The sequence below is a fragment of the Ornithinimicrobium kibberense genome (genome assembly GCF_006519705.1).
Taxonomy (GTDB): domain Bacteria; phylum Actinomycetota; class Actinomycetes; order Actinomycetales; family Dermatophilaceae; genus Ornithinicoccus; species Ornithinicoccus kibberensis.
Genome location: NZ_VFXM01000019.1, coordinates 55,704 through 66,284, shown reverse-complemented (window position 1 = coordinate 66,284; position 10,581 = coordinate 55,704). Strand labels below are relative to the sequence as shown.

Here is a 10,581-nt window from a genome sequence, read left to right as displayed (position 1 = left end):
CCTCGGGCAGCTGGTACTCGTACTGGTGGCTCTCTGCGGGCCCGACCTCGACGAAGACGTCGTCGCCCTTCCCCTCGGGGGTGACGTGCAGCCCGTGGACGTGCAGGTTGGTGACGTGGTCCAGCTGGTTGTCCAGCTCGATCCGCAGCAGGTCACCGGGCCGCAGCCGCAGCGTCGGGCCCGGCACCCCACCGTTGTAGCCCATCGTCCTGGCCGACCGTCCGGCCACCTCGTGCGTGCCGAACCTGGCCTGCAGCTGCACGTCCAGCCGGCCGTCGCTGCTGGCCAGCACCTCCGGCTCCACCAGCTCGCCCCCGGGATCCCCCGGCGCCCCCGGGGTCGTCAGCTCGCGCCACAGGCCGGTCCCGCCCACGACCGTGCTCACCACGCCCAGACCGCCCAGGGTCAGAGCGGTCCGCCGGCTGACCGGCCTCACGACCCGTCCTCCCCCCGGGCCAGCACGGCCCGACGCTCCTCGTACTCCTGCGTGCTCAGCTCCCCGGCCGCATACCGCTCGTCCAGGATCTCCCACGCCCGGGGCCGCGACGTCGCGGGGGGTGCCGACCCCTCGGAGGCATCCGTCAGGCCCCCGACCAGCACGCGCACGGCGGTGTAACCGAGGAGCGCGACCCCGACGACCAGCAGGACGATCCAGAGCCACACCATGGGTCCCATCATGCTCCTGCCGGGCCGGTGCGGACCGTGTCAGGTGAGCCACAACGGCGCCAGCCACCCGGTGATGCACGCGGACACGAGCAGCGTCCCGACGACGAGGGCGACGACGCGCCAGCGGGCCACGACGAGCATCCCGGTCAGAGCCCCGACGCTCGTGCCGGCCCCGGTGACGAGGAACGCCAGCGCCGGACCGGCCCCCATGCCACCGTCCATGAGGGAGGCCACCAGCGGCAGCGACCCGTCGGTGTTGAGGTAGACCGGCACGCCGAGCAGCGCCGCCAGCGGGACCGCGGTGAGGGCGTTGCCGTCGCCCAGGTGCTGCTCGAAGAACGACGACGGGACGAGCTCGACGACCAGGTAGCCCAGGGTGGCGAACGCCAGGAAGTAGACCGTCAGCCGCCGGCCGTTGGCCAGCACCACCCGGCCGAACTCCCGGTGCCGGTCCGACCGCGGGGCCTCGACCTCGTCGGTGGCGCAGGTCGGTGCGCCACCGCCCTCGAGGAGGTATGCCGTCGCGCCCGTCGGCGCGTCGGGTGCCCCGCACCCTGCACCGCCGCCCCCGACCAGTGCCGGCTCCGGCACCTCAACCTCCCTCCGCGCCGGCGAGGACGCCACCACCCTCGCCTGGCCGGCCAGCCAGCCGTGCCGATCCAGCACCCATGCGGCGGTCCCGCCCAGCAGGCCCACACCGACCGCGGCGAGGAGGAAGGTCGTGGCGAAGGCCGGCCCGAAGAGCCCGACCGACCAGGCGTACTCGCCGGGGCTGGTCAGCGGGGAGGAGGCCAGGAACGCGACCACCGGGGCCCACGGGACGGAGGCCGCCAGCGATCCGAGGACCACAGCCATCGTGCCGCAGGAGCAGAATGGCGTCAGTGCACCCAGGGCCACCGCGCCCAGCACGGCGACGGGCGTGCTGCGCCGCAGCCATCCGCCCAGGCGGTCGGTGCCGACGTAGACCTGGATGGCCGAGGCCAGCAGGACGCTGAGCACGAGGTAGGGCCAGGTCGCCTCGACCGTGTCGAGGACCCGCTCGAGGACCCGCAGGAAAAGATGGGAGGAGGTGGTGGACATCGAGGCTCCTTTGCATAGATGTCTATCTAATGATTAGATGACTGTCTATGAAAGGCGTCGCGGTGTCAACTTCTTCCCCCGCCGAGCAGCTGCGCGAGCTCTGCTGCTCGCCGGTGCTGGCCGGTGAGCTCGACGGACCCGAGGCCGACCTGCTCGCGCGCACCCTGCGGACCCTGGGCGACCCGGTACGGCTGCGCATTCTGGGCCGGATCCGGACCAGCGACGGGGCCCGGACGACGACGAAGGAGCTCGCCGACCACCTCGGGCTGACCCAGCCGACCGTCTCCCACCACCTCGGCGTCCTGCACGACACCGGGTTCCTCACCCGCAGCCGCGACGGGCGCCAGACCTGGTACGTCATCGAACCGACGGCCTTCGAGTCCCTGCAGCAGCTGCTCGACCCCGCGCCCGCCGCCGGAGGGTAGACGGCCAGGACTCGTCCTGGTCCCGTCCCGTTGCCGTGAGCGTCGGCCAACCGCTTTACTTGACCCACCAGCACCGCCGGTGCGAGAGAGGTGGCCCATGCGCCCGTCCCCAGCAGCTCCTCGGCGGTTTCTCGCCGCCACGACCGCGGCCCTCGTCGTGCTCCTGACCGCCTGCGGCGGGGACGGTGACGCCGACGAGGCCGGGGCGGAGGAGGGCCCTCCGGTGGCGGCGGCCGCGACGGACCCGGCCGACGAGGAGGAGGCCGACGAGGAGGAGGCCGACGAGGAGCCTGCGGGCCAGGAGCAGACGGACGAGGCCGCGGCCGGCCAGGCGGCCGGGTCGGCCGAGGCGACCAGGGTCTGCGACGCGCTCACCGCGGTGGACCCGGACACGGCCTTCGCCGACCTGACGTTCGGCCCGCCCGAGCCCGGCGACGGGGTCACCTCCTGCCGGATGTCGCTGACGAACGCCGAGGGGGAGGGGCTGGCCGCCGCCCTCGACCAGAACGACCTCTTCTCGGTCTACCAGGAGCAGTACGCCGAGGACGAGGACCTCTACCGCGAGCTCGACGGGCTGGGCGAGGAGGCCTTCATCATCAACGACTCCCAGCTGCACGTGCGGCAGGGTCAGGAACGGTGGATGGTCAGCCTGCAGGCCATCGTCCTCGGCGACGACCCGGCGGTGCCGGAGGCCGACGCGACGGAGGCCGGCCTCACCGAGATCGCGCGCAGCCTGCTCGGCCAGTAGGGCCGTGCCGGGGCACGCCCGCGGCAGCACCGCATACCGACGTCTTCTCGCCGCCCTCGTGCTGGCCGGGGTGGCCACCTTCGCCCAGCTCTACTCGCCCCAGGGCGTGCTCCCGCAGATCGCCGACGACCTGGGCGCCACCGCCGACCGGGCCGCGCTCGCCGTCTCCGCCGCCACCCTCGGCCTCGCGCTCGCGGTCGTGCCGTGGTCGTTCGTGGGGGACCGCTACGGGCGTCTGCGGGCCATGGTGGCCGCTGTCGTCGGGGCGACCCTCCTGGGCCTGGCGGCGGCGTGGGCACCCACCTTCGAGCTGGTCCTGCTGGCCCGCCTCCTCGAGGGCGCCTTCCTCGGCGGGGTGCCGGCGCTGGCGATGGCCTACCTCAACGACGAGGTCGACGCCCGGTCGGCCTCCGTCGCGGCCGGCTGGTTCGTCGGCGGGACGACGGTCGGCGGGCTGCTCGGCCGGGTCGTGGCCACCCCGGTCGCCGACCTGACCTCGTGGCGCGTGGGGATGACGGCCGTCTCGGCGATGGCCGCGGCCGCCGCCGTCGGCTTCGTCCTGCTGGCCCCGCGCGAACGCCGGTTCGTCCGGGTCCGCGGCGAGACCTTCCTCGACCGGACCCGACGGGTGCTCACCAACCTGCAGGACCGGGCCCTCCTGGGGCTCTACCTCGTCGCCTTCCTCCTCATGGGTGGGTTCGTCGCCGTCTACAACTACCTGGCCTTCCGCCTCGTGGCCGCGCCCTACCTGCTGCCGGCCTGGGCGGTCGGGCTCGTCTTCCTCGCCTACCTGGCGGGCACGGTCTCCGCGCCGCGCGCCGGGGTGCTCGCCGCCCGCCACGGGAGGTATGCGGTGCTCGTCGCCTCCGTGCTCGTCATGCTGGCCGGCCTGCTCGCCACGCTGACCGGGCCGCTGTGGCTGGTGCTCCTCGGCCTGGTCGTGATGACGGCCGGCTTCTTCGGCGCCCACGCGGTGGCCTCCGGGTGGGCGGGGGCCCGGGCGGTGACCGCGAGGGCCCAGTCGACGGGGCTGTACAACCTGGCCTACTACGGCGGGTCCAGCCTGCTGGGCTGGGCCGGCGGCCTGGCCCTCGAGGCGAGGGGCTGGACCGGGGTGGTCGGCTTCGTGGCGGTGGCGATCCTGCTGTCCCTGGTGGTTCTCCGGTTGCTCGTGGGACGAGCGGGAGTAGCGTGACGGCGACCGGTCCGTGACGAGGGGAAGAGGATCCCGCCATGAGCCACCAGCCACCGCAGGTCCCCGGCGACCACCTGCACCGGTTCGCACCCGACCCGGACCGAGGGGCGGAGATCGAGCAGAAGTCCCCCGGCGAGCGGGACCCGGGCCTGGAGCCCCGTGCCAACACGGTCCGCTGGGGCGGCCTGGCGGCCGGTCTCGTCGCCGCCCTCGCCATCTACCTGCTCATGGGGGACGTGGCGCACCCGGCCAAGCTGACCGCCGCCGTCGCCGTGCTCATGGGCATCTGGTGGATGACCGAGGCCCTCCCGATCCCGGCGACCGCCCTGGTGCCCCTCGTGGTGTTCCCGGTCCTGGGGGAGGCCAGCGTCAACGACGTCGGCGCGTCCTACGGCAACAACATCATCTTCCTCTTCATGGGCGGGTTCATGCTGGCCCTGGCCATGCAGCGGTGGAACCTGCACCGCCGCATCGCGCTGGTCACCGTTCGGGCGATGGGCACCAACCCGGCGATGGTGGTGGCCGGCTTCATGATCGCCACCGGCTTCCTGTCGATGTGGGTCTCCAACACCGCCACCGCCGTCATGATGCTGCCCATCGGCGTCTCGGTGCTCATGCTCGTGACCACGCTCGGCGAGAAGGTCGGCGAGCCGGCGGCGGCCGGTGCCGACCAGGGCGAGCCGGACCTGCAGTCGAAGAAGGTCAAGGACGCGGTCATCGAGTCCAACTTCGGCACCGCGCTCATGCTCGGCATCGCCTACGCCGCCTCGATCGGCTCGCTGGGCACCATCATCGGCACGCCCCCGAACACGCTGATGGTCGGCTACCTCGCCGAGAACCACGACATCGACGTCGGGTTCGGCCAGTGGATGCTGGTCGGCGTCCCGCTCGCGGTGGTCTTCCTAGTCATCGCCTGGTTCCTGCTGACCAAGGTGCTGTTCAAGCCCGAGATCGACGAGATCCCCGGTGGCCGCACGCTCATGGACGAGGAGGTCGCCAAGCTGGGTCGCATGTCCCAGGGCGAGATCCGGGTCCTGGCCCTGTTCGTCCTCGCCGCGCTGGCCTGGGTGACCGTGCCGCTCATCTGGGAGGAGCCGCCGATCAGCGACGCCGGCATCGCCATGGCCGTGGCGCTCCTGCTCTTCCTGCTGCCCGCCGGTGCCGCCCGGGGCGTGCGCCTGCTCGACTGGGAGAGCGCGGTGGAGCTGCCGTGGGGCGTGCTGCTCCTCTTCGGCGGCGGGCTGGCGCTGTCCGCCCAGTTCGGCGCCTCCGGCCTGACCGAGTGGATCGGCGGCCAGGCCGAGGGCCTCGGCGGTCTGCCGGTCGTGCTGCTCGTGGTGGTCTTCGCCGCCGGGATCATCTTCCTCACCGAGCTGACGAGCAACACCGCGACGGCGGCCACCTTCCTGCCGGTCGCCGGCGGCGTCGCCCTCGGGATCGGGGTCGACCCGATGCTGCTCGTGATCCCGGTGGCCCTGGCCGCCACCTGCGCGTTCATGCTGCCCGTGGCCACCCCGCCCAACGCCATCGCGTTCGGCTCCGGCTACGTCACCATCCCGCAGATGATGAAGGGCGGCCTCTGGCTCAACCTCATCGGCATCGTCCTGGTGACCATCACGGTGATGACGCTCGCGGTCTGGGTGTTCTCGATCGTCTACTGACAAGGGGCCGGGCGGGCCGCGGCGGTTTCCCGCCGGGCCCGTCCTGCCGTACCATCGTCGTTCAGCGAGGGGAGTACTTCCGAGCGCCGGTCCGGTCATTACGTCACCCCCAGGGTGTCTCGGACGGCGGCCCGTGGCCCGGGTGAAGGAGACCTCGATCCGATCGACCTGATCTGACCGAGAGGCCCTTCCCGATGCTGACCACCGCTGCCGACCTGCCGTCGGCCATCTCCACCGTCGCCACGCCCGGCCTGTGGGCCGTCACCGTGGCCGCCGTCCTGGCGCTGCTCGCGCTCGACTTCGCCCTGACGCGCAAGCCGCACGAGGTCTCCATGCGGGAGGCGGTGGGCTGGAGCGTCTTCTACGTCGCCCTCCCGCTGGCCTTCGGCGCCTACGTCTGGACCCGGTTCGGGTCCACCACGGGGCTGGAGTACCTCACCGGCTATCTCGTCGAGAAGTCCCTCTCCGTGGACAACCTGTTCGTCTTCATGCTCCTGCTGTCGGCCTTCGCGGTGCCCAAGGAGCTGCAGCAGCGGGTCCTGCTCTTCGGCATCGCCGCGGCCCTGGTGCTGCGGGCCATCTTCATCGCCCTCGGGGCGGCCGTGCTGGCCAACTTCACCTGGGCCTTCCTGCTCTTCGGCGCCATCCTGCTCGTCACGGCGGTCAAGGTGCTGCGCGACCAGCTCAGCGGCGGCAGCCACGACCTCGACGTGTCCTCGATGCGCTCCGTCCGGCTGATCCGCCGGTTCGTCCCCGTCACGGAGGACTACCGGGGCACGCGGCTGGTCGTGCGTGAGGCCGGCCGCCGGGCGCTCACGCCGCTGGCCGTGGTCGTCGTGGCGATCTTCGCCACCGACATCGTCTTCGCCGTCGACTCGGTGCCGGCCGTCTACGGGATCACCGGTGACCCGTTCCTCGTCTTCGCCACCAACGCCTTCGCGCTCCTGGGCCTGCGCGCGCTCTACTTCGTGCTCCAGGGCGCGCTGAGCAAGCTCGTGCACCTCGGCTACGGCCTGGCGGCGATCCTGGGCTTCATCGGCGTCAAGCTGGTGCTGCACTGGGCGCACGGCATCTGGCCCGGCGTCCCCGAGGTGCCGACCCTCGCCTCGCTCCTGGTGATCGTCGGCGTGCTCGCCCTCGTCACCCTCACGAGCCTGTACGCCACCCGGGGCGGGGGAGACCCCGTCGGCTCGGCCCACCTGGCCCACCTGGGCACGCCCACCGAGGAGGGCTCCGACGTGCCGGCGGAGGAGGCGGACCGTTCCGTGGGCACCCGGCCCGGACACCCGTCGGACCGGGCGTGACGCCCCGGCCGGTCAGACCGACTTGATCGCGGAGACGTCCAGGACGAGCTTGATCTTCTCGCCGACGAGCACGCCGCCGGTCTCCAGGGCGGCGTTCCACGTCAGGCCCCAGTCCTTGCGGTTAATGCTGGTCTCGCCCTCGAAGCCGGCGCGCAGGTTGCCGAACGGGTCCTGGGCCAGGCCCGTGCTGGTCAGCTCGACCGACAGCGGGCGGGTGACGTCCTTGATGGTCAGCTCGCCGTCCAGCCGGAAGGTCTCCTCGTCGACGCGCTCGACGGAGGTGGTGCTGTACCGCACCTCGGGGTAGGTCTCGACGTCGAAGAAGTCGGCCGAGCGCAGGTGGGCGTCCCGGTCGGCCGCGCCGGTGTTGATGCTCGCCGCCTGCATGACGACGGTGGCGTGCGAGGCGGACAGGTCGTCGGTGTCCACGACGCCGCTGCCCTCGAACTCGTCGAAGGTGCCGCGGACGTTGGTCACCATCGCGTGCCTCGCGACGAAGCCGAGGCTGCTGTGGCTGGGGTCGATCGTCCACGTGCCGTCGAGCTCGGCAGCGGCAGTCTCGGTCTCCGCCGCGGCCGGGACCGACCTGTCGGTGGCCGGCGACGAGGCGGTGGTCTTGGTGCGGCTCGGGGCGGTGTCGGACTTCTTGGTGAACCAGTCGAAGAGACCCATGCGAAAACTCCTGAAGATCGGGTGGTGGGGATTCGGCTCCACCCTAGGGGCAGTTATGTGACAAGTCAACTATCGACGGAGGCGGCCCTCCCCGAGGCGGGGCGTCACACCAGGCGGGTGGCCAGCTCCTGGACCGTCCGCTCCCGGTGCAGGTCGCGGTCCAGCTGCTCGGCGGCATACGCCCCCGCCACCGGCTGGACCATGACCTCGTCCACGCCGAACTGCGCCGCCAGCGCCCGCACCTGGTCGGCCACCTCGTCGGCGGTCCCCAGCAGCCAGGGGTCGGTGACGGCGTCGAAGGCCGGCTGCGGGATCGGCAGCGGCTCCTCGAGCGCCTCGTCGACCGTCAGCAGCGGCCGCATCCGCAGCGGGCCCGGCGCCTGCAGGCTGGCCATCATCAGGTGGAACGGCAGCGCCAGCCGCTCGGCCTCCTCGCGGGAGTCGGCGACCACGGCGTTGACGGTGAGGAAGGTCCGCGGCTCGCCGGGGCCGGCGAAGCTGGACCGGTAGAGCTCCAGCGCCGCGGCCGTCCCGTGCCCGGCGAAGTGGTGGGCGAAGACGTAGGGCAGCCCGAGCTCGGCCGCCAGGCGCGCCGAGTAGTCGGAGGAGCCCAGCAGCCACACCGGCGGGGCCGTGCGGGCCAGCGGCGTCGCGCGGATCGCGTGCTGGCGCTGCCCGATCTGCACGGCGGCGCCCTCGGGGTCCATGAACGCCATCACCTGCTGGACGTACTCCGGGAACCGCTGCACGGCGTCGGCGTCCGACTGCCCGGCGCGCAGGGCCCAGCTGGTCACGGGGTCGGTCCCGGGGGCCCGCCCGATGCCCAGGTCGATCCGACCGGGGTATGCCGCCTCCAGCAGCGCGAACTGCTCCGCCACCGCGAGGGGGGCGTGGTTGGGCAGCATCACCCCGCCGGAGCCGATCCGCATCCGCTCCGTCGCCGCGGCCAGCATCCCGATCGCCGCGGGCGGGCTGGTCGAGGCCACCGACATCGTGTTGTGGTGCTCGGCCAGCCAGTAGCGGGTCACCCCGCCGCGGTCGGCCACGACGGCCAGGGACCGGGCGGCGTCGAGGGCCTGGGCGGTGGTCTGGCCGGTGCGGACGGGCAGGAGGTCGAGCACGGACAGGGCGATGGGTGACATGTCCACAGTCTAGGGAGCGTGCCAGGATGATCCCGCCCGACCCCGGTGGCGCCGTACCGGCACCCGCCGCCCGCCCCATGACCACGCCATACCCGCAGGAGCAGCCGGTGACCGACCACCCGACCCTGGCCCGGCGGCTGGGCACCGCCGACGCCGTCGTCATCGGCCTGGGCTCGATGATCGGCGCCGGGGTCTTCGCGGCGTTCGCCCCCGCGGCGCAGGCGGCGGGCACGTGGCTGCTCGTCGGCCTGGCGGTGGCCGCGCTGGTCGCCTACGCCAACGCGACCTCGTCGGCCCAGCTCGCCGCGCAGTACCCGACCTCCGGCGGCACCTACGTCTACGGCCGGGAGCGGCTGGGGGCCTGGTGGGGTTTCGCCGCCGGGTGGGCGTTCGTCGTCGGCAAGACCGCCAGCTGCGCCGCGATGGCGCTGACCTTCGCCGCGTATGCCGCACCGCCCGGCTGGGAGCGTCCCGTCGCCGCCACCGCCGTGGTGGCGCTGGCGGCGGTCAACTACCACGGGGTCACCCGGACCGCCGGGCTGACCAGGGTGGTCGTCACGGTCGTCCTCGTCTCGCTCGGCCTGGTCGTGCTGGCCGGCGTCGTCGGGGGCGACCCGGACTGGACCCGGGTGCTGCCCGCCGGGGCACCCGGTGGCGGTGGCGGCGCCGTGGGCGCGGAGGGGGACGGTCTGGCGGCCGTCCCCGGCTACGGCGTGCTCCAGTCGGCCGGCCTGCTCTTCTTCGCCTTCGCCGGCTACGCCCGGATCGCGACGATGGGGGAGGAGGTGCGCGACCCCGCCCGGACGATCCCCCGGGCCATCCAGCTCGCCCTCGGCGCCGCCGTGCTCGTGTATGCCGTGGTTGCGGCCACCCTGCTTGCCGTCCTGGGCCCGGAAGGGACCGCCTCCTCGGCCGCACCGCTGGCCGACCTGGCCGAGGCCGGCCCGTGGGGCTGGGCGGGCGTCGTCGTCCGGGTCGGGGCTGCTGCCGCCTCCCTGGGCGCCCTGCTCGCGCTCATCGCCGGGGTCGGCCGGACCAGCCTGGCGATGGCGCGGCAGGACGACCTGCCCGGCTGGCTGGCCGCCGTGCACCCCCGGCACCGGGTGCCGCACCGGGCGGAGGTCGCGCTCGCGGGCGTCGTGGTCGTGCTGGTCCTCACGGTCGACCTGCGGGAGGCGATCGGCTTCTCCTCGTTCGGGGTGCTGCTCTACTACCTGGTCGCCAACCTCTCGGCCTGGACCCAGGACGAGGACCACCGTCGCTTCCCCCGAGCCCTCCAGGTCCTGGGGGCCGTGGGCTGCCTCGCCCTGGTCGTCACGCTGCCGCCTACGGCCGTGCTCGTCGGGACGGCCGTCCTGGGGACCGGGCTGGCGCTGCGGGCCGCCCGCCTGCACCACCGTCGTCCTCCCTCGCGGCACCCCCGCCGCTGACGGCGGCGGGTCGCCGGCCAGCCGGGGCCGCCCGTCACCCCTGCTACCGTTGGAGGAGAGCACACGCGCTCCGGGGTCGGTGCAATTCCGAGCCGGCGGTGACAGTCCGCGACCCGGCCGCAGCCAGCGGCCGGTTGACCTGGTGAAACTCCAGGACCGACGGTGAAAGTCCGGAAGGGAGGCAGCGCGCGGTGGACCACGCGTCGGCGTGACCCGGTCCCTCGGACCGGATCCGGCGTCCGGCGGTCCTCTGCCGTC

11 protein-coding genes and 1 riboswitch are annotated in these 10,581 nt (G+C 73.3%); of the genes, 6 read left to right on the top strand and 5 right to left on the bottom strand.

Translation table 11 applies throughout. The features are described from left to right. From FJR00_RS14845 to FJR00_RS14835, 3 genes are all read right to left on the bottom strand, one after another. Window positions 1–436 (bottom strand): multicopper oxidase domain-containing protein (locus tag FJR00_RS14845; protein WP_181409657.1); only part of this gene is annotated, 436 nt, incomplete at its 3' end. Next, a complete protein-coding gene (locus tag FJR00_RS14840; protein ID WP_238330517.1) occupies window positions 433–666 on the bottom strand; it encodes an SHOCT domain-containing protein in 234 nt (77 codons plus the stop codon). The genes FJR00_RS14840 and FJR00_RS14845, both read right to left, overlap by 4 nt. 39 nt (window positions 667–705) lie before the next feature. Then, complete coding sequence (locus FJR00_RS14835; RefSeq protein WP_141339391.1) at window positions 706–1,746, bottom strand: permease; 1,041 nt, start codon at window positions 1,744–1,746, stop codon at window positions 706–708. 47 nt (window positions 1,747–1,793) lie between these two features. On the opposite strand from FJR00_RS14835, the gene FJR00_RS14830 reads away from it, so the two are divergent. The 5 genes from FJR00_RS14830 to FJR00_RS14810 all read left to right on the top strand — a co-directional run bounded on the left by FJR00_RS14830 (window position 1,794) and on the right by FJR00_RS14810 (window position 7,079). Beyond that, the gene (locus FJR00_RS14830; RefSeq protein ID WP_141339390.1) at window positions 1,794–2,171 is read left to right on the top strand and encodes an ArsR/SmtB family transcription factor; all 378 of its coding nucleotides are present in this window, start codon (window positions 1,794–1,796) and stop codon (window positions 2,169–2,171) included. Between the two features lie 97 nt (window positions 2,172–2,268). Then, entirely contained in the window at window positions 2,269–2,919 is a 651-nt protein-coding gene (locus FJR00_RS14825; protein WP_141339389.1) for a hypothetical protein, read from the top strand. 4 nt (window positions 2,920–2,923) lie between these two features. Next, window positions 2,924–4,114, top strand: a complete 1,191-nt coding sequence (locus FJR00_RS14820; RefSeq protein ID WP_141339388.1) for an MFS transporter — start codon at window positions 2,924–2,926, stop codon at window positions 4,112–4,114. Between the two features lie 38 nt (window positions 4,115–4,152). Continuing rightward, window positions 4,153–5,775: an SLC13 family permease gene (locus tag FJR00_RS14815; RefSeq protein WP_141339387.1), complete on the top strand. Its 1,623-nt coding sequence runs from the start codon at window positions 4,153–4,155 to the stop codon at window positions 5,773–5,775. Window positions 5,776–5,969: 194 nt separating this feature from the next. After that, complete coding sequence (locus FJR00_RS14810; RefSeq protein WP_141339386.1) at window positions 5,970–7,079, top strand: TerC family protein; 1,110 nt, start codon at window positions 5,970–5,972, stop codon at window positions 7,077–7,079. A 12-nt stretch (window positions 7,080–7,091) separates the two neighbouring features. On the opposite strand, the gene FJR00_RS14805 is transcribed toward FJR00_RS14810, so the two are convergent. Next, the gene (locus FJR00_RS14805) at window positions 7,092–7,751 is read right to left on the bottom strand and encodes a YceI family protein (protein WP_141339385.1); all 660 of its coding nucleotides are present in this window, start codon (window positions 7,749–7,751) and stop codon (window positions 7,092–7,094) included. 104 nt (window positions 7,752–7,855) lie between these two features. Further along, window positions 7,856–8,893 carry an LLM class flavin-dependent oxidoreductase gene (locus FJR00_RS14800; protein ID WP_202876698.1) on the bottom strand — a complete coding sequence of 346 codons (1,038 nt, stop codon included), beginning with the start codon at window positions 8,891–8,893 and terminating at the stop codon, window positions 7,856–7,858. Window positions 8,894–9,000: 107 nt separating this feature from the next. On the opposite strand from FJR00_RS14800, the gene FJR00_RS14795 reads away from it, so the two are divergent. Beyond that, window positions 9,001–10,323, top strand: coding sequence for an APC family permease (locus tag FJR00_RS14795; RefSeq protein ID WP_141339405.1), 1,323 nt, complete (start codon window positions 9,001–9,003; stop codon window positions 10,321–10,323). Window positions 10,324–10,386: 63 nt separating this feature from the next. Further along, window positions 10,387–10,513: riboswitch (FMN riboswitch) on the top strand. The last annotated feature ends 68 nt before the right edge of the window (window positions 10,514–10,581 follow it).